The 18,761-nt window shown below is 68.7% G+C and carries 16 protein-coding genes; 4 read left to right on the top strand and 12 right to left on the bottom strand.

All coding sequences use genetic code 11. The annotated features are described in order from the left end of the window. Window positions 1–40: 40 nt before the first annotated feature. The gene (locus ACWDAG_RS20300) at window positions 41–1,276 is read right to left on the bottom strand and encodes a helix-turn-helix domain-containing protein (RefSeq protein ID WP_450696971.1); all 1,236 of its coding nucleotides are present in this window, start codon (window positions 1,274–1,276) and stop codon (window positions 41–43) included. A gap of 377 nt (window positions 1,277–1,653) precedes the next feature. Next, window positions 1,654–1,986: a hypothetical protein gene (locus ACWDAG_RS20295; protein WP_450696970.1), complete on the bottom strand. Its 333-nt coding sequence runs from the start codon at window positions 1,984–1,986 to the stop codon at window positions 1,654–1,656. Between the two features lie 335 nt (window positions 1,987–2,321). On the opposite strand from ACWDAG_RS20295, the gene ACWDAG_RS20290 reads away from it, so the two are divergent. Together ACWDAG_RS20290 and ACWDAG_RS20285 are read left to right on the top strand one after the other, a co-directional pair. Continuing rightward, window positions 2,322–2,849, top strand: a complete 528-nt coding sequence (locus tag ACWDAG_RS20290) for a universal stress protein (RefSeq protein WP_059191971.1) — start codon at window positions 2,322–2,324, stop codon at window positions 2,847–2,849. A gap of 150 nt (window positions 2,850–2,999) precedes the next feature. Beyond that, the gene (locus tag ACWDAG_RS20285; protein WP_450696969.1) at window positions 3,000–3,566 is read left to right on the top strand and encodes a GPR1/FUN34/YaaH family transporter; all 567 of its coding nucleotides are present in this window, start codon (window positions 3,000–3,002) and stop codon (window positions 3,564–3,566) included. A gap of 176 nt (window positions 3,567–3,742) precedes the next feature. On the opposite strand, the gene glmS is transcribed toward ACWDAG_RS20285, so the two are convergent. Continuing rightward, window positions 3,743–5,560 (bottom strand): glutamine--fructose-6-phosphate transaminase (isomerizing), encoded by a 1,818-nt coding sequence (glmS, locus tag ACWDAG_RS20280; protein ID WP_450696968.1) that lies wholly within the window; start codon window positions 5,558–5,560, stop codon window positions 3,743–3,745. 43 nt (window positions 5,561–5,603) lie between these two features. Next, window positions 5,604–5,861, bottom strand: a complete 258-nt coding sequence (locus ACWDAG_RS20275; RefSeq protein ID WP_232646768.1) for a hypothetical protein — start codon at window positions 5,859–5,861, stop codon at window positions 5,604–5,606. 175 nt (window positions 5,862–6,036) lie between these two features. Here ACWDAG_RS20275 and ACWDAG_RS20270 point away from each other — a divergent pair, with 175 nt between their 5' ends. Next, the gene (locus ACWDAG_RS20270; RefSeq protein ID WP_450697063.1) at window positions 6,037–7,602 is read left to right on the top strand and encodes a fibronectin type III domain-containing protein; all 1,566 of its coding nucleotides are present in this window, start codon (window positions 6,037–6,039) and stop codon (window positions 7,600–7,602) included. A 69-nt stretch (window positions 7,603–7,671) separates the two neighbouring features. Here the strand turns inward: ACWDAG_RS20270 and ACWDAG_RS20265 are convergent, their stop codons facing one another. Then, window positions 7,672–8,562 (bottom strand): DUF4429 domain-containing protein, encoded by an 891-nt coding sequence (locus ACWDAG_RS20265; RefSeq protein ID WP_450696967.1) that lies wholly within the window; start codon window positions 8,560–8,562, stop codon window positions 7,672–7,674. 132 nt (window positions 8,563–8,694) lie between these two features. Here ACWDAG_RS20265 and ACWDAG_RS20260 point away from each other — a divergent pair, with 132 nt between their 5' ends. Continuing rightward, on the top strand, window positions 8,695–10,209 hold the full coding sequence (locus tag ACWDAG_RS20260; RefSeq protein WP_450696966.1) for a beta-N-acetylhexosaminidase: 1,515 nt from the start codon (window positions 8,695–8,697) through the stop codon (window positions 10,207–10,209). A gap of 107 nt (window positions 10,210–10,316) precedes the next feature. On the opposite strand, the gene ACWDAG_RS20255 is transcribed toward ACWDAG_RS20260, so the two are convergent. The 7 genes from ACWDAG_RS20255 to ACWDAG_RS20225 form a co-directional block, all read right to left on the bottom strand. Beyond that, entirely contained in the window at window positions 10,317–12,089 is a 1,773-nt protein-coding gene (locus ACWDAG_RS20255; protein ID WP_450696965.1) for an IucA/IucC family protein, read from the bottom strand. Further along, window positions 12,086–12,625, bottom strand: coding sequence for a GNAT family N-acetyltransferase (locus ACWDAG_RS20250; RefSeq protein WP_450696964.1), 540 nt, complete (start codon window positions 12,623–12,625; stop codon window positions 12,086–12,088). The genes ACWDAG_RS20255 and ACWDAG_RS20250 overlap by 4 nt, the downstream gene beginning before the upstream one ends. Beyond that, window positions 12,622–13,899 carry a lysine N(6)-hydroxylase/L-ornithine N(5)-oxygenase family protein gene (locus ACWDAG_RS20245; protein WP_450696963.1) on the bottom strand — a complete coding sequence of 426 codons (1,278 nt, stop codon included), beginning with the start codon at window positions 13,897–13,899 and terminating at the stop codon, window positions 12,622–12,624. Before ACWDAG_RS20245 ends, ACWDAG_RS20250 begins: the two co-directional genes overlap by 4 nt. Beyond that, window positions 13,883–15,325: a lysine decarboxylase DesA gene (gene desA, locus ACWDAG_RS20240; RefSeq protein WP_450696962.1), complete on the bottom strand. Its 1,443-nt coding sequence runs from the start codon at window positions 15,323–15,325 to the stop codon at window positions 13,883–13,885. The genes ACWDAG_RS20245 and desA overlap by 17 nt, the downstream gene beginning before the upstream one ends. A gap of 121 nt (window positions 15,326–15,446) precedes the next feature. Beyond that, complete coding sequence (locus ACWDAG_RS20235; protein WP_450696961.1) at window positions 15,447–16,280, bottom strand: siderophore-interacting protein; 834 nt, start codon at window positions 16,278–16,280, stop codon at window positions 15,447–15,449. 116 nt (window positions 16,281–16,396) lie between these two features. Then, window positions 16,397–17,458, bottom strand: a complete 1,062-nt coding sequence (locus tag ACWDAG_RS20230; RefSeq protein ID WP_450696960.1) for an ABC transporter substrate-binding protein — start codon at window positions 17,456–17,458, stop codon at window positions 16,397–16,399. A 141-nt stretch (window positions 17,459–17,599) separates the two neighbouring features. Continuing rightward, window positions 17,600–18,760, bottom strand: coding sequence for an acyl-CoA dehydrogenase family protein (locus tag ACWDAG_RS20225; protein ID WP_450696959.1), 1,161 nt, complete (start codon window positions 18,758–18,760; stop codon window positions 17,600–17,602). Window position 18,761: the final 1 nt, after the last annotated feature.

Raw genomic sequence — 18,761 nt, 5'->3', positions numbered from 1 at the left:
AGGGGGCGGGTGGCCTCGGTCACCTGCCCCCTCCTCGCCGTCACGTACCGCTGCGCTGCCCCGGCAGGCTCGCCCGGCTCGTCACATAGGCCTCGCGGCCGTTCTCCGCCGCGGCCGCGGCGGAAAGAGACGCACCCGATCCGACGGCACTCGCCGCGGTCCGGCGGCTCTGCAGCGGAACCGGCCCCTCCGGATGCAGCAGGGGCGCAGGCCCCGGCGCCCCGGCCGCACCCTCCACATCGGCCGGCTTGTCGCCCTGCGGACGGCGAGCGCGGTACGCGGCACGGTAGGCCGCCGGGGACGAGCCCAGCTGACGGCGGAAGTGGCCGCGCAGGGCCACCGGCGAACGGAAGCCGCAGCGACCCGCCACCTCGTCCACCGAGTAGTCCGACGTCTCAAGCAGACGCTGCGCCTGCAGCACCCGCTGGGTGATCAGCCACTGCAGCGGGGCGCTGCCGGTGAGCGAGCGGAACCGGCGGTCGAAGGTGCGCCGGCTCATGTACGCACGGGCGGCGAGGGTCTCCACGTCGAACTGCTCGTGGAGGTGCTCCAGCGCCCAGGCGACGACCTCCGCGAGCGGGTCGGCGCCGATCTCCTCTGGTAAAGATCGATCGAGGTAGCGCTCCTGACCGCCCGACCGGCGCGGCGGCACGACCAGACGCCGGGCCAGTGCGCCCGCCGCCTCGTTGCCGTGGTCCGTCCGCACGATGTGGAGACAGAGATCGATTCCGGCCGCCGTGCCGGCGGACGTCAGTACGTCTCCGTCGTCCACGAACAGTTCTCTCGGATCCACGTGCACCGACGGGTAGCGCTTGGCCAGCGTCGGCGCGTACATCCAGTGTGTGGTCGCGGGGCGGCCGTCTAGCAGGCCCGCCGCCGCCAGCACGAAGGCGCCGGTGCACAGCCCGACTATGCGGGCACCCTCCTCGTGCGCCCGGCGCAGTGCGTCGAGCGCCTCCTCCGGCGGCGGAGACGTGATCGAGCGCCAGGCCGGTACGACGACCGTGCCGGCGCGCGATATCGCCTCCAGGCCATGTGGCGCGGTGAGTTCCAGGCCCCCTGTGGTCCGCAGTGGGCCTTCCTCGCCGCCGCACACCAGCAGTCGGTAGCGCGGCACGCCGGCGTCCTGGCGGTCGATCCCGAACACCGACAGCGGTATGGAACTCTCGAAGATGGGGCCGCCGCTGAACAGCAGCACCGCGACGATCTCCTTGCGGCGTCGCCCGGAAAGCTTCCGGGCCGCGGCTTCCGGCGCGGCAGTGGAGTCGTGGCTCATACTGCTAAGCCCCCCTCGGTGGTCGCGGCTCCTCGGTTGTGTCGCTCCTGCACGTTTCCCCTCGGTCCTGCACGAGTCCCCCGCCGTAAGACGTCAAGATCGAATCTACTGTGTCGCGCGGTGCCGGTGTGACCAGTTCGGTAACCGGCGCAATGTCGACATGGCAACTTGGCGTGAAGCATTCGATCACGAAGCGTTGCACTCGCGGGCCGTGCAGGGAAGTGCGCCTTGTCGCAGTGGCCAATCCACGTAGGGTACGCGGGGCGCCCGAGCCCCTTTCTCTGCAGGTGGAACGGGGGTTGGGGGGTGGTCGGGGCAAGGGATGCACCGTGTCCGGAAGTTGGCTGAAAAGCGTCGGACGCGTGCACGGAAACCGGTCAGCCGACCGGTGTACTTCCCCCAGTGTGACGCCTGCCTCTGTGAGCACCCGTGCCGCTTCTGTGATGGCGGCCCCGACGTGACGTGTGATCCTCGCTCGGCGGGCGGGCCGCCACGCGCTCGGACTGGCGCAGCAGCAGCCGGCACACCGCGGTGACGGCGGCGAGACCGAGCGCCGTGCCCGCGGCGCCGGCGAGCGAGGTGCCGTACCAGAGGAGGACCACGGGGACGAGGACGCAGCTGAACGCCGCCCAGCGGACGACATCGGTCGCCGTGTCCTGGGGCGGGGCGGTCGCGCGGGGAGTCTCGGGGGTGGGGTGCGGTCCGGACATGCGTGCTCCCTGAGGGCTGGGTCTCGGTGTTCAACGCGTGTTCGACCGGGCGGTCACTGTACGCCCCTCCCCATCGGCCCCCGGGTAAGTGGACCCTGTGCAAACCGCCTGTACAGCGCAGCAACCATTGCGTTACGGGCGCCCCCTCGTGCATGCTCCCTGGAACCCCCACGCCCGGTGGGCGGGATCTGGGCTAAGGAGGCGTGCCGCCGTACCCTTGGGGGTATGGGGTTGGGAAGATGTTTCCCGGACACAGCTCCGCCGTACACAGCTGGATCCGTCAGCGAGCCCCGCTCGCGGGCCCTCCCATAAAGGATCAAAACGCCGAGACAGCCATGGCCGGTCACGAATTCTTCGAACCCGCGGACCGCAAGCGCCCCGTCGCCGACCCTACGGCGGCCGAGCCCCAGGCGGCCGAAGAGCCACGCCATTCCTGCGATCCAGCCTTCAAGCACGGCGTCGTCGTCGGCTTCGACGGCTCCACGTCCAGTGAGCGCGCCCTCGCCTATGCGATCGGCATGGCCCATCGTTCCGGATCGGGCCTGATCATCGTGCATGTCGCCAACCGGCTGCCCACCACGGTGTGGGCCGGCTGCGAGCCACCGGTCTTCGTCGATGTGCCGGACCACCGCACCGAGGTGCTGGGGCTCGAGCTCGCCTGTGCGGACTATCTGGCCGAGGTGCCCTGGATCCTGGTCGAGCGCGGCGGCGACATCTGCCACGAACTCGAAGAGGTGGGGCGGGAGTACGAGGCGGACGCCATCGTCGTCGGCTCCACGCACGGCATCGTGGGGCGGATTTTCGGCTCCGTCGCGGGGCGGCTCGCCAAGCGGGCGAAGCGGCCCGTCGTTGTCATTCCGTAACTCCTCGTTCTCCCAGGTGAGATGCGATCCGGGAACGGTCACCCTCCTTTGTGCAGCGTGCAAATCTACTCGCGCGTAGAGGTGTTTGTGCCTTTGTGAAGGGCATATATCGGTCACCGCACAACTGCACATGCATGAAGGGAGCCCGCCGTGGACAACGACGTCTCTGCGGGAAGCGGAACCACTACCGTGGTCGGCCGACTCGCCCTGGGTATCACCCTGTTGGCGTTCGGACTCGGATACACCGACGTGATCAATGGCGTGTCGGCCGCTGACGCCGTCTCACTGGCCCACTACGTAGGCGGCGTTGCGCTCTTCGTCGCCGGACTGCTCGCCTTCCGCGACGGCGACTCCGTCAACGGCACGGCGTACTCGGCGCTCGGCGCCCTCTGGTTCACCTGGGCCGTCACCGCCGGTGCGGCGATGTCCGCCAACGCGGCCGGTCTCTTCCTGCTGCTGTTCGCCCTCGTGGCGTTGTCGCTCACCCTCGCGGGTGGGGATCAACTCACGCAGGGGACGTACGGGTTGTTCTTCGTCTCGCTCGTGCTTCTCGCGGTCGCACAGTTCGCGACGAGCGGGTCGCTTGCGAAGGTGGGCGGTTGGTTTGCCGTGGCTGCCGGGGCGGTTGCCTGGTATGCGGCTACTGCGGCGTTGGCTCACTGGCCGACGGTGCTTCCTCGGCGTGCTGCCGGTCGGGGCGTGACGGCCACCGGCTAGCTGCGCAGGCCGGGGGTTTGGGCGGCCCCCGGCGAATGGAGCGGACCCCCCGTGCCTTGGTGGCGGCACGTGGGGGTCCGTTCCCCTTTTTGCGCCTAAACCGGCGCCGCTCTCGCGGACGTGGTTGCTCGCCGTAGGGGTTACTCAATTATCGCTTCGGCCGTCGCAGGGACTTCCTACTCGACCGTTACGGACTTCGCCAGGTTCCTGGGCTTGTCGATGTCCCTGCCCAGGGCCAATGCCGTGTGGTAGGCGAGGAGTTGGAGGGGGATGCCCATCAGGATGGGGTCGAGTTCGTCCTCGTTCTTCGGGACGACGATCGTCTCGTCGGCCTTCTCCTCGTGCTGGTGGGCCACCGCGAGGATGCGGCCGCTGCGGGCCTTGATCTCCTCCATGGCGGCGCGGTTCTTCTCCAGGAGGTCGTCGTCGGGGACGATCGCGACCGTGGGGAGGGCCGGCTCGATGAGGGCCAGGGGGCCGTGCTTGAGCTCGGAGGCCGGGTAGGCCTCGGCGTGGATGTACGAGACCTCCTTGAGCTTGAGGGAGGCCTCACGGGCCACCGGGTAGCCCCGGACGCGGCCGATGAAGAGCATCGAGCGGGCGTCGGCGTACTGCTCGGCCAGCTTCTTGATCTCCTCCTCCTGCGCCAGGATCTCGGTGATCTGGGCGGGGAGCTTGCGTAGGCCCTCGATGATCCGCTTGCCGTCGCGGACCGAGAGGTCGCGGGTGCGGCCCAGGTGCAGGGCGAGCAGGGCGAAGGCGACCGTGGTGTTGGTGAAGCACTTGGTCGAGACGACGCAGACCTCGGGGCCCGCGTGGACGTAGATGCCTGCGTCCGCCTCGCGGGCGATCGCCGAGCCGACCACGTTCACGATGCCGAAGACCCGGGCGCCCTTGCGCTTCAGCTCCTGGACGGCCGCGAGGACGTCGTAGGTCTCACCCGACTGGGAGACGGCCACGTAGAGGGTGTCGGGGTCCACGACCGCGTTGCGGTAGCGGAACTCGGACGCCGGCTCGGCGTCCGCGGGGATGCGGGCCAGCTCCTCGATCATCTGGGCGCCGATCATGCCCGCGTGGTACGAGGTGCCGCAGCCGAGGATCTTCACCCGGCGGATCTGGCGGGCCTCACGGGCGTCCAGGTTGAGGCCGCCGAGGTGGACCGTGGAGAAGCGGTCGTCGATGCGGCCGCGCAGCACGCGGTCCACGGCTTCGGCCTGCTCGTGGACCTCCTTGTGCATGTACGTGTCGTGGCCGCCCATGTCGTACGACGCCGCCTCCCACTCCACGGTGGTGGGCTCCGCCGTGGTGCGGGTGCCCTCCGTCGTGTAGGTGCGGAAGTCGTCGGCCTTGAGGGTGGCCATCTCGCCGTCGCCGAGAGTCACTATCTGCCGCGTGTGGGCGACCAGAGCGGCGATGTCCGAGGCGACGAACATCTCCTTCTCGCCGATCCCGAGGACCACCGGGGAGCCGTTTCGCGCCACCACGATCCGGTCCGGGAAGTCGGCGTGCATCACCGCGATGCCGTAGGTGCCCTCGATGACCCGGAGGGTCTCGCGGACCTTCTCCTCCAGGGTCTCGGCCTGGGAGCGGGCGATGAGGTGGACGAGGACCTCGGTGTCCGTCTCGGAGAGGAACTCGACGCCGTCCGCCTCCAGCTTGCGGCGCAGGTCGGTGGCGTTGTCGATGATGCCGTTGTGGACGACGGCGACCTTGCCCTCGGCGTCCAGGTGCGGGTGCGCGTTCACGTCGGAGGGGGCGCCATGGGTGGCCCAGCGGGTGTGGGCGATGCCGGTCGTGCCCTTGAAGCGGGCCGGGACCTTGGCCTCCAGGTCGCGGACCCGGCCCTTGGCCTTGACCAGCTTCAGGCCGGCCGTCTTCGGCGAGGTGACGACGATGCCCGCGGAGTCGTAGCCGCGGTACTCGAGGCGCTGCAGGCCCTCGAGCAGCAGCGGGGCGACATCACGCTTCCCGATGTATCCGACAATTCCGCACATACAGATAGGTCCCTCGGTCGTGGGCGAACAGGCCGCAGCCGGTTCAGCCGTAGACGATGCGGCGCAACTGCCTGAGCGTAAGCTCCGGAGGCGCGACCGCCCGGTATTTCAGGTCCGCCTCGATCCGTTCGAAGATCTCCGCGTTCACCAGGCCCTGGGCCTGCAGCTCGCGGTGGCGGCGACGGACGTACTCCACGGTCGTCTCGTCGAAGTAGGCGAGCACGTCCTGGATCACCCGCAGTGCCTCGCCCCTGCTGAGGGGCGTGGACCGCGTCAGATGATCAACAAGTTCGTCGTGCACCCGGTAGATCCTGAGCTACCGAAGGCCGTTTCGCAAGAATCCTGCCCGATATCGGGCAGGCCTCTGTTGCGGCTCTTTGGTGTTCTCATGAACCTCTGTTTGCAGACTGTCCATCCTGAGTCTTGTGCCTCGTCGCTCATGTCGACGAGTTTCAGACGTCATGGACATACCTCGTATGGGAGTACCGGAGCAGCTGGCCGAGCGCATGAGCATGGCCGAGCAGCACGAGTACCTGCGCGCCAGATTCTCGCGGCGCAACCTGATGAGAGGCGGCGCCGTGACGATCGGCGCCGTCGCCGGTGGCGCGTTCGTGCCGGGTGCGGTGGCCCAGGCCGCCGTCCCCACGCAGCGCACCGCCCCCGCCACCGAGACGGTCGACGGCTCGCTCGTCGCCCCGTTCGGCCGCCACCTGGCCTACGGCAGCGACGCCAGCACCGAGATGACCGTCTCCTGGCAGGTGCCGGTCGCGGTGAAGAAGCCCTTCATCCGTATCGGTGCCCACCCCTGGGACCTCTCCCGCAAGATCGAGGCCGAGGTCCGCAGCCTCTACACCCCGGCGGGCGTCGGCGCCAGCGGCGACCACACGCAGTACTACATCCACGCCAAGCTCACCCACCTGCGCCCCGGCAAGACGTACTACTACGGCGTCGGCCACCAGGGCTTCGACCCCGCCGAGCCGCACCTGATCGGCACCCTGGGCACCTTCACCACCGCACCCAGGCACAAGAAGCCGTTCACCTTCACGGCCTTCGGCGACCAGGGCGTCAGCTACCACGGTCTGGCCAACGACAGCCTGATCCTCGGCCAGAACCCGTCCTTCCACCTGCACGCCGGTGACATCGCCTACGCCGACCCGGCCGGCGCGGGCAAGACCGCCGACACCGGCTTCGACTCGCGGGTGTGGGACCAGTTCCTGTACCAGACCGAGTCGGTCGCCAAGTCCGTGCCGTGGATGGTGAGTTACGGCAACCACGACATGGAGGCCTGGTACTCGCCGAACGGCTACGGCGGCGAGGAGGCCCGCTTCACGCTCCCCGACAACGGGCCGGACAAGGCGAACCTGCCGGGCGTCTACTCCTTCGTCCACGGCAACACGGCGATCATCTCGCTCGACCCGAACGACGTGTCGTACGAGATTCCCGCCAACCTCGGCATCTCCGGCGGCACCCAGACCACATGGTTCGAGGCGCAGCTGAAGAAGTTCCGGGCGTCGAAGGACATCGACTTCATCGTCGTGTTCTTCCACCACTGCGCGTACTGCACCTCCACCGCGCACGCCTCGGAGGGGGGCGTGCGACAGGAGTGGGTGCCGCTGTTCGAGAAGTACACGGTGGACCTGGTCATCAACGGCCACAACCACCAGTACGAGCGCACCGACGTGATCAAGGGCAACCAGGTCACCAAGAAGCTGCCGATCGGCGAGACCGCGTACCCCGAGACCGAGGGCGTCGTGTACGTGACGGCGGGTGCGGCGGGCCGCAGCCTGTACGCGTTCACCGCGCCGGACTCCTACGAGGGGCACGAGCACGAGGTCGACTCCGTCGCCTCGTTCATCAACACCAAGGACGGCAAGGTCAACGAGACCGTCGCCTGGTCCCGGGTGCGCTACCTCAACTACTCCTTCCTGCGCGTGGACGTAGAGCCCGCGTCGAAGGGGCACTACGCCAAGCTGAAGGTGTCGGGCATCGCCGAGACCGGTGACCGCATCGACCACTTCACCGTGGCGCGCCGGGCCAAGTAAGGCCCGCTGTAAGGCAGTTCGTGCGCCTGGAAGGCAGGGCGCACCCCACACAGGCGGTCCTCGCATGCGCTACATGCGCTTGAGGACCGCCTGTTTGGCCATCGTGAACTCCTCGTCCGTCAGAACGCCCGTGCGGTGCAGCTCGCCGAGTTCGCGCAGTCGTCGTAGCAGCGCGTCGTGGTCGTCCTCGCGTGCGTCGGCGGGGGCGAGCTGCTTGGGGGCGTGAGGCTCCAGGGGCGGTACGTCCGGCGCGGACGCCGCCGAGGGGTGCGGGAGCCGGGCCTGCACGGCCGCCGCGACCAGCGCCATCAGTGGGTCCTTCTTGAAGCCCCACAGTTCCACCGAGTTGGGGTCGTACTTGGGCGGGGCCTTGGTGGCCGCGCCCCGTACGGTGAAGCGCAGATGCCCGTTCTCCAGTCCGGCCGCGGGCTGCCACTCCACGGCGACGACATCGGTGACGGCCAGCGTGCGGGCGCCGGCGGCGGCCTTGGCGTCCTCCGTCTTCCAGTTCCACTCCAGGCGGATCCGCTCGCCGTCGAAGCTGGCGGTGCCGTCCCCGGCGGAGACGGAGAGCGGGACGGGCGGTCCTGGGAGCAGGTACTCGTCCACCGGGTCGGACGGGACCTCGTCCAGGAGCAGTGCGTCTCGCACCTCGTCCGTGAAGTACTCCGCGACGCCGTAGCGGTCGGACTCGACGAGCAGCTGGTAGGGGTCGTTCGGCTCGGTGAGTCGGCCCCCGGAGGCGTGCAGCAGCGGGTCGGCGCCGTCGCGCAGCCGCAGCCTCAACCGCCCGGTCTTCTTGCCCTGTTCGAAGGAGATCCCCGCCAACGCGCCCAGCGGGACGACGAGTTCACCCAGTGTCCGGCGCAGCAGGCTGACGTTCCTGTCCCGACCGGGCGTCAGCCGAAGGGCATCGCCGTCGAAGGCCCACGTGCCGTCCTTCTGGATGATTTCCGCCATGGGGGGATTGTTTCATCGGATCTGCGAGAGAGTGGTCTCTACCAATCGGAGGGAGCGCATGTGAGACTGCACCGCGTTCTGGTGTCGCTTTTGCTCGTGGCGGCGGCCGGCACTTTCTCGGTAGGAGCGACCATGCCGACGAAAGCGAGCCCGACCCCGCTCGGCCGGGTGGTCCCGGCCCCCGCGTCGGTCAAGCCCTGGGGCTCCCCGTACCGCATCACCGGCGCCACCGCCATCCGCGTCGACGACTCCCCGCGGGTGCGCCGGATCGGCGAGTACCTCGCGGACATCCTGCGCCCGTCGACCGGCTACCGGCTGCCCCTGGTCCACTGGGGCCGCGGCGGCATCCAACTGCGGCTGGAGCCGAAGACGAAGGGCGGGCTCGGGGCGGAGGGCTACCGACTGGACAGCGGGGACGGCGGCATCACCATCACCGCCACCGAGCCCGCCGGTCTCTTCCACGGCGTCCAGACCCTGCGCCAGCTCCTGCCGCCCACAGTGGAGAAGAAGTCCGTAGAGCCCGGACCGTGGCTGGTGGCGGGCGGCACGATCAAGGACAGCCCGCGCTACGCCTACCGCGGCGCGATGCTCGACGTCTCCCGGCACTTCTTCACCGTGGCCCAAGTCAAGCGATACGTGGACGAGTTGGCGCTGTACAAGATCAACAAACTGCATCTGCACCTCAGCGACGACCAGGGCTGGCGCATCGCCATCGACTCCTGGCCGCGGCTCGCGACCTACGGCGGCTCCACGGAGGTGGGCGGCGGCCAGGGCGGTTACTACACCAAGGCCGACTACCAGGAGATCGTCCGGTACGCCGCCTCCCGCTATTTGGAGGTCGTCCCTGAGATCGACATGCCGGGCCACACCAACGCGGCCCTCGCCTCGTACGCCGGCCTGAACTGCAACGGCACGGCGCCCCCGCTCTACACCGGCACCGACGTCGGCTTCAGCTCGCTGTGCGTCGGCAAGGACGTCACGTACGACTTCGTGGACGACGTCATCCGCGAACTGGCCGCGATCACCCCGGGCCGCTACCTCCACATCGGCGGCGACGAGGCGCACTCCACCAGCCACGAGGACTATGTGAAGTTCATGGACCGGGTGCAGCCGGTGGTCGCCAAGTACGGCAAGACGGTGATCGCCTGGCACCAGATCACGGGCGCGCACCCGGCGAAGGGGGCCCTGGCCCAGTACTGGGGTCTGGACGACACCGACGCGGCGGAGAAGGCGCAGGTCGTGAAGGCCGCGCAGAACGGGACCGGGCTGATTCTGTCGCCGGCGGACCGGCTCTATCTCGACATGAAGTACACCGAGGACACCCCGCTCGGGCAGGACTGGGCCGGGCTGGTGGAGGTGAAGCGGTCGTACGACTGGGATCCGGGCAACTACCTTGCCGGGGCGCCCGGTTCGGCGATCCAGGGCGTCGAGGCCCCGCTGTGGACCGAGACCATCGTGACGGACGCCGACATCGACTCCATGGTGTTCCCGCGGCTCGCGGGGGCGGCCGAGCTGGGCTGGTCGCCGGCGGCGACGCATGACTGGGACGCCTACAAGGTGCGGGTTGCTGCGCAGGCTGCGCGGTGGGATGCGCTGGGGATTGGCTATTACCGGTCGCCGCAGGTGCCTTGGGCTTCCGCGCAGTGATGCGCCTGCGGGTCGGTGGGGGCTGGTCGCGCAGTTCCCCGCGCCCCTGAGGGAGTGACGGGCACCCCCCGGAGGACCGTACTCCGGGGGGTGCCCGTCCGTCTTGATCAGAACCCCGCGACGGGGTTTTTGAGGGTTCCGACCAGTTGAAGGGCGCCTGACGGATCCGCCAGGTCGACCATCTGCCGGTTGTTGCGCAGCTGGAGCCGGTTGAGGCAGGACAGGGCGAACTCCGGAGCGAACATGTCGTACTGCTCGAACTTCTCGGCGAGTTCGGGCACCGAGGCCTGGTACTCGCGGATCACCTCCGCGACCGTCCGCCAGAAGTCGTCCTCCGCCAGGATGCCCTCGGCGGCGAGGTTCGCGGCGAGGAAGCGGAAGAAGCAGTCGAAGACGTCCGTGAGGATCGACAGGAGTTTCTTGTCCTCCGGGACGTCCACGCGCAGCCGCTCGACCGCCGGCGGCAGGACCGCGTCCGGGTCCATGACGGCGATCTCCTCGGCGATGTCCTTGTAGATCGCGCGCTGCACGACCCCGTCCTTCAGGACCAGGATCACGTTCTCGCCGTGCGGCATGTAGACCAGGTCGTAGGCGTAGAAGCTGTGCAGGAGGGGCGTGAAGTACGCCCGCAGGTAGTGCCGCAGCCACTCCGTCGGTGCCAGGCCCGACTGCTCGATCAGGGCGCCCGCGACGGACGCGCCCTCGTGGTCGACATGGAGGAGACAGGCCATGGTGGCGAGCGACTCGCCGTCCCGGAGTCCGGGGACCGGGCTCTCGCGCCACAGGGCCGCGAGCATCTTGCGGTACGGGGAGTAGCGGTCCGTCGCCTTCTCGTACTCCAGGTGCCGGTAGCCGACGGCGGCCCGCTCGCGGATGATCGACAGGCCGGTGGACTTCAACACCGGGTCGCCCTCGATGAGCTGGGCCAGCCAGTCGTTGATGGCCGGGGTGGCCTCCATGTAGGCGGCCGACAGTCCGCGCATGAAGCCCATGTTGAGGACCGACAGGGCCGTCTTCACATAGTGCTTCTCGGGGTGCGAGCTGTTGAAGAAGGTCCGGATGGACTGCTGGGCCAGGTACTCGTCGTCGCCCTCGCCCAGGCACACCAGATGCCTGCGGGCGACCTCGGCGGCGAAGGTGACGGTGAGCTTGTTCCACCACTGCCAGGGGTGGACGGGGATGAGGAGGTAGTCGGCGGGGTCCAGGTCCTGCTCGCGCAGGATGCCGTGGAACCGCTCGACGGTCTGCTCGCCCAGCTCCTCCCGTACGAAGGTCTCGTACTCGATCCCGGCACCCGCGGTGAAGGCGGCGCGCGACCTGTGCGCGGCCAGCCACACCAGACGGACCGGGCTCGCGGTCTCGGGGGCGTACGACAGGTACTCGTGGATGCCGAAGCCGAGCCGTCCGTTGTTGGCGACGAAGCAGGGGTGGCCCTCGGTCATACCGGTCTCGACGGCCTGGAAGCCGGAGCGCGCCAGCTCGGCGGCCGGGATCTGCGGCTTGGTGAGCTTGTAGCAGGTGCCGGAGAGGGTGGAGGAGATCTCCTCCAGGTAGACCGGGAGGATCTCGTCGCTCAGGCCCAGCGCCGTCCTCAGCTCGATGACGAAGTCCAGGGCTACGAGGGGGAGTTCGGTGCCATCGCGGTGGCGGGTGATCGAGTCGGCGTCGATCTGCCAGTGGTCGAGGGCGCGGCGCGTGGCGGTGAAGCGGTAGCGGGTCAGACCGTCGTCGCTGCGGACGACGTACCCGTTTGCGTCGGTGGCTTCCGGAGTGATCAGGCGCTCGTGCGCGAACTCGGCGAGGGCCTTGCGGACCAGGAGGCGGTTGGCCTGCTCCCAGCGTTCGGGGGAGAGGTGGGCGACGGTGTCGGCGAGGGTCATGCGGGCACCACCGCGTTCTCGAACTGCTCGCGTGTGCAGAAGCTCAGCAACGCCCTCTTCTCCGGCTTCTCGATCTCTCGTTCGGGTTCAAAGCCGACGGCCTCGTTCAGGGCGTGGACGGCCGTGTTGGAGACGTCCGGCTCGACGACCACGCGCCGTACCGCCGGGTCCTCGAAGAGGCGCGCCATCACGGCGGTGATCACGGACCGGGTGAAGCCGTGGACGGGCGTGTCCGTGGCCGGGGTCAGGAAGTGCATGCCGATGTCGCCCGGCAGCGGCTCGTAGAGACCGACGAGTTCGCGGTGGGCGGGGTCGTAGTACTCCATCAGGAAGGCGGGTTCGCCGTCCCTGCCGAGCCCGAGCAGCGCGTGATGGTGCTCGTCGGCCGCGATCTCCATGTAGGCGCGCTCGACGTCCTCCAGTTTCGCGTCCTGCATCATCCAGAACGCGGCCTTGGGGTGGGTGACCCAGGTGTGCAGCAGTTCGGCGTCGGTCAGCGGGTCCAGGGGGCGGAAGGCGAAGGTCGTGGGGCTCATGCGGTGAACTCCTGGAACGCGATGGTCTTCTCGACCGGGTAGTACTCCGTGCCGAGCAGCTCGCGGATGATGTAGCTGTTGCGGTAGGCGCCCATGCCCAGGTCGGGGCTGGTGATGCTGTGCGTGTGCACGCCGGCGTTCTGCAGGAAGACGCCCCGGCCGGTGGTGTCGATGGAGTAGTTGCGGGCGACGTCGAAGTTGCCGTGCGAGTCGTAGAGCAGACGGTCGCGTACGGGCCTCAGGAACTCCGGCTCGGTGTACCTGTAGCCGGTGGCCAGGATCAGCCCCTCGGACTCGATCTCGTAGTCCTTCTCCTGCTCCTCCTGGCGGAAGGAGAGGGTGTACGTGCCGTCCTCGTAACGCGCGCTGTTCAGCGCGGAGTTGGTGAGCAGGCGGGTGGGCACCGGGCCGTCGAGGTTCTTCTGGTAGAGCAGGTCGAAGATCCCGTTGATCAGGTCGCCGTCGATGCCCTTGAACAGGCCCTTCTGCTCGGCCGTGAGCCGGTAGCGGGTGGTCTCCGGCAGCTCCCGGTAGTAGTCGATGTACTCCGGGGAGGTCATCTCCAGGGTGAGCTTGGTGTATTCCAGCGGGAAGAAGCGCGGGGAGCGGGTGACCCAGTTCAGCCGGTAGCCGTGGACGTCGATCTCGCTGAGCAGGTCGTGGTAGATCTCGGCGGCGGACTGGCCGCTGCCGACCAGCGTGATCGACTCCTTGCGCTGCAACTCTGCCTTGTGCTGCAGATAGCGGGAGTTGTGGATGAAGTCGCCGCCCAGGCCCTGGCAGGACTCCGGTATGTGCGGCGGGGTGCCCGTGCCGAGGACGAGGTGGCGGGCGCGGTGGATGTCCCCGGCGTCGGTGCGCACCAGGTAGTGCCCGTTCTCGTACGTCACCTCTGTGACCGTCGTACCGAAGCGGACGCTGGTCAGTTTGTTCGCGGCCCAGCGGCAGTAGTCGTCGTACTCCACGCGCAGGGGGTAGAAGTTCTCGCGGATGTAGAACGGGTACAGCCGCCCCTTCTCCTTCAGGTAGTTGAGGAAGGAGTACGGCGAGGTCGGATCGGCGAGGGTGACCAGGTCCGACAGGAACGGGGTCTGGAGGTGGGCGCCGTCCAGGAACATGCCCGCGTGCCACTCGAAGTCCGGCTTCGACTCCAGGAAGACGCCGTCGAGTTCGGCGATCGGCTCGGTCAGACACGCCAGGCCGAGGTTGAACGGGCCGAGCCCGATCCCCACGAAGTCATGGGTTGTGGTCGGGCTTTCAGGACGCGCGGTCAAGGGACTCTCCCAGGTACTGCTCGGCGTGGCCGGCTATCAGGTCGAGGACGGCGGCGATGTCGTCGGTCGTCGTCTCGGGGTTGAGCAGGGTGAACTTCAGGTAGTGGCGGCCGCGCACCTTGGTGCCCGCCACCACCGCGTCACCGGAGGCGAACAGGGCCCTTCGGGCGTAGAGGTTGGCGCGGTCGATCTCCGACGGGTCGGTGACGGCGGCCGGGATGTAGCGGAAGACGAGGGTGGACAGGGACGGCTGGACGACCACGTCGAAGCGCGGGTCGGCGGCGAGCAGCTTCCAGCTCTCGGCGGCCAACGCGCAGACCTCGTCGAAGAGTTCACCGATGCCGTCGGCGCCCATCACGCGCAGCGTCATCCACAGCTTGAGCGCGTCGAAGCGACGGGTGGTCTGCAGGGACTTGTCGACCTGGTTGGGGATGCGCTCGGTGACCATACGGCGCGGGTTGAGGTACTCGGCGTGGTAGGTCGCGTGCCGCAGGGTTGAGGCGTCCCGCACCAGCACGGCGGACGAACTCACCGGCTGGAAGAAGGTCTTGTGGTAGTCGACGGTGACCGAGTCGGCACGTTCGATGCCCTCGATACGGTCCCGGTGCCTGAGGGAGGCGAGCAGCCCGCAGCCGTACGCCGCGTCCACGTGCAGCCAGGTGTCGAACTGGGCACACAGCTCGGCGATCTCGGGGAGCGGGTCGATGGAGCCGAAGTCGGTGGTGCCCGCGGTGGCGACGACGGCCATGGGGACCAGGTCGTCCTTCCGGCAGCGCTCCAGCTCGCGGGCGAGGGCGACGGTCTGCATCCGCTTGTCGTGGTCCACGGGGACGGAGACCACCGCGTCCTGGCCGAGGCCCAGCAGTTTCGCGGACTTCTTCACGCTGAAGTGGCTGACCTCGGAGGTGAAGATGCGCAGCTTCGCCAGGGAGTCGCTCTTGGCCTCCTCCCGGGCGAGCAGCAGCGCCTGAAGGTTGGACTGGGTGCCGCCGGAGGTGAACACACCGTCCGCGGCAGGGCCGAGGCCGATACGGGCGGTCGTCCAGTCGATGAGCTTGCGCTCGATCAGGGTGCCGCCGGCCGACTGGTCCCAGGTGTCCAGGGAGGAGTTCACGGCGGACAGGACGGCCTCGCCGAGCACCGCCGGGATGACGACCGGGCAGTTGAGGTGGGCGAGGTAGCGGGGGTGGTGGAAGTAGACCGCGTCACGGAGGTAGACGTCCTCCAGCTCGTCCAGGACCGCGTCGTAGTCGCCCAGCGGCCGGTCGAGGTCGATGGCATCGATCCGGGGAGCGAGGGCGTCGACGGTGACACCGGTGAACGGACGGTCTGTGGTGGCGAGTTTGGCCGCCACCCGCTCGACTCCTTCGGTCACGGAGCGGCGGTAGTGCTCCGCGGTCAGGTCATTGAGCAGGTGCGAGCGCATTGGGGGTCCTCCGGTGGGGACAGTCCGTGCGGGCGGGAGAGAGGGACGAAGTGGCCCGGTTAACTTAGGTAAGCCTAACCTAAGTCACTTCGGTCCAATCCTGCCCCTCCCGTGACCGCCGTCACTCCTGCTCGCGCAACTGCTCCTCGCTCAGGCCCTGTCGCCAGTAGCCGACGAAGGTGACCCGCCGCCGGTCGATGCCGCGCTCCGAGACGAGGTGCCGCCGTAGCTGCTTCACGCTCCCGCTCTCGCCCGCGATCCAGGCGTACGGGTGCTCGGTGGAGGAGAGTTGGGTCGTGCGCAGGGCGTCGAGGGCCATGGGGGACCCCTCGACGCCCTGCGCGTCCCGGACCAGCCAGGTGATCTCGGTGTCGGCCTCGGTCACCAGGTCCTGGATGTCCCCGGCGTCGTGCACCTCCAGCCACACCCGGGCGCGGGCGCCGGCCGGCAGTGACTCGAGGATCGCCGACACGGCCGGAACGGCGGTCTCGTCCCCCCAGATCAGCATCAGATCGGTGTCCGCGGGCGGCCGGAACCGGATCGCGCGGTTGTCCGAGACCGCGGGCCCGAGCAGCACGACACGATCACCGGCGGCGGCCCTCGCGGCCCATCGCGAGGCGGGGCCGGCCGGGGTGTGCAGCACGAAGTCGATGTCGATCTCGTCGGGCTCGCGGCGCAGCGCCCGCAGCGTGTACGAGCGCATCACCGCCCGTACGTCGTCGGGCAGTTCACGCCAGGCCTGCCACCAGCCGTCGCCGAGGTCGTACGGTACCGCGGGCTCGCTCTGGCCGGGATGCGGCAGAAACAGCGACAGGGACTGGTCGCGTCCGTCGGAACGGAACGCGCGCAGGTCGTCCCCACCGAAGGTGACCCGCACCAGAGACGGCCCGAGCCGCCTCGTCCGCAGGACCTGGAGGGAAAAGAAGCGGAACGGGGCGGCTACGGCGGTGGTCATACGGGCTCCTGAGTTGCCGTCAGGTTGTAGGTGGGGGCAGGTGCACCAGGCTCAAGGGGCGCGGGGAACTGCGCGACCAGCCACATTGGACCCGCACATACCCACGGCCCAAAGGTTCAGCGGACCTTCTTCGCCTTCTCCAACGCCTCAGCGAGGTTTGTGAGAAGCGGCGTGCACTTGTCGTAGGACAGAATCGGCTCGGGTGACCGAGGGATGACCTGCCCCGCCTTCACCGCCGGCAGCTTCTTCCACGTCGCCTTGGTGATGTCAGCCGGCTGAATGGTCGAGGACCGGTCGTCCATCATGATGACGTCGGCCTTGTACCTGTCGACGTTCTCCCAGCTCAGCGACTCGAACCAGCCCCCACCCCTGGCCTTCGCCCGCTCGGGTGGCTCGACGAAGTTCACGCCGAGCGCCTTGAAGTACTCCAGGTCGATCGAGAGGTTCGTGCCGGAGACGTAGAAGAGCGCGTCGCTCGCGGAACCGGCCATCACCTTGATGTCGGGCTTGGCCTTCGCCGCCTTGCGCAGCCGGGCGGCCGCCGCCTCGAACTTATTCTTCGCCTCGGTGGCCTTGGCCGCCTTCATGTCCGCGCCGAGCGACTCCGCGAGCGCCCACATGCGCTGCAGCGGCTCGGTCAGCTGGCGGTCGTAGACGGAGATGCCGACGCTGGGAGCCAGCTTGGCGATCTTGTCCTTGGAGGCCTCGGGGACGTACCAGAGGGTGCCGGCGTCGTCGAACATCGTGGAGATGAGCACGTCGGGTGCGAGGGCCGCGTACTTCTCGACGTTGAACTGGTCCCAGACGTTGCCGAGGATCGTGACCTTGCTGATGTCCATGTCGCCGGCCTGGACATCGGGCTTGCCGTCCGCGGTCCTGGTCGGGCCGAACACGCCCTTGACGCTGATGCCGTAGTCGTAGAGGGCGGCGGCGACACCGGTGAACGCGACGATGTTCTTGGGGATCCCGTCGAGCTCGACCGTCTTGCCGCGGTCGTCCTTGAAGGACCAGGGGCCGTCCGCCGGGGGCGGGGATGCCGTGGAGGTCGTCCCGTCGCCGGAGCCGCCGCTCTTCGCGTCGTCGTCGCCGCAGGCCGCGAGCACGGCCCCGAGGCCGAGGGCGCCGCCCGCGGCGAGGATGCCGCGTCGGGTCGGGTGGGTGGCTCTGGCGTTGAACATGCTGTGGCTGCTTTCGAACGGGGCGGAACGCCCGCCGGACACGTCCGAATTAGGTTAGCCTAACCTCACTCGATGTCCAGGGGGCGGGCGCTCCGGGCCCGAACCGGTCAGCGGCCTGTGCGCCGCAGTGCTGCTGCCACGTCAGCCCACCAGCCCCAACTCCCGTGCGATCAGCATCCGTTGGACCTCGCTGGTGCCCTCGCCGATCTCCAGGATCTTGGAGTCGCGCCACATACGGGCCACCGGGTACTCGTTCATGAAGCCGTAGCCGCCGTGGATCTGGGTGGCCTCGCGCGCGTTGTCGACGGCGATCGTGGAGGAGTAGAGCTTGGCGAGCGCGGCCTCCTTCTTGAAGGGGGCGCCGCTGACCAGCCGGACGGCCGCGTCGCGCCAGGCCAGACGGGCGGTGTGGGCCTTCATCTCCATGTCGGCGATCTTGAACTGGATGGCCTGGTTGGCGCCGATGGGACGCCCGAAGGCCTCGCGCTCCTTCGCGTACTTCACCGACTCGTCCACGCAGCCCTGGGCGAGGCCGGTCGCGAGAGCCGCGATGGCGATCCGGCCCTCGTCGAGGATGCGCAGGAACTGGGCGTAACCGCGGCCCTTCTCGCCCAGCAGGTTGGCCGCCGGGACGCGGACGTCCGAGAAGGACAGCTCACGGGTGTCCGAGGCGTTCCAGCCGACCTTCGAGTACGGGGCCGCCACCGTGAAGCCCGGGGTGCCGGACGGGACGATGATCGAGGAGATGAGCGGCTTGCCGTCCGGCTTGCGGCCGGTCACCGCCGTGACCGTGACCAGCCCCGTGATGTCCGTACCCGAGTTGGTGATGAAGCACTTGGTGCCGTTGATCACCCATTCGCCGGTCGACTCGTCGAGACGGGCCGTCGTACGGGTGGCCCCGGCGTCGCTGCCGCCGTCCGGCTCCGTGAGGCCGAAGGCGCCGAGGATCTCGCCGGAGCACAGCCGGGGCAGCCACTGCTGCTTCTGCTGCTCCGTGCCGAAGAGATGAATCGGCATGGCGCCCAGGGAGACACCGGCCTCCAGGGTGATGGCCACGGACGAGTCCACGCGGGCCAGCTCCTCCAGCGCCACGCCCAGCGCCAGATAGTCGCCGCCCATGCCGCCGTACTCCTCGGGGAACGGCAGCCCGAACAGGCCCATGCGGCCCATCTCGCGGACGATCTCGTACGGGAACTCGTGGTGCTCGTAGAACTCGCCGATCTTGGGCGCCACGACGTCGTGTGCGAACTCCTCGACGGTGCGGCGGAGTTCCTCCAGCTCGGGTGAGAGTCGGTAGTCCATG

This window comes from Streptomyces sp. NPDC001157 (assembly GCF_053598255.1).
This window is presented reverse-complemented; position numbering and strand designations above follow the sequence as displayed.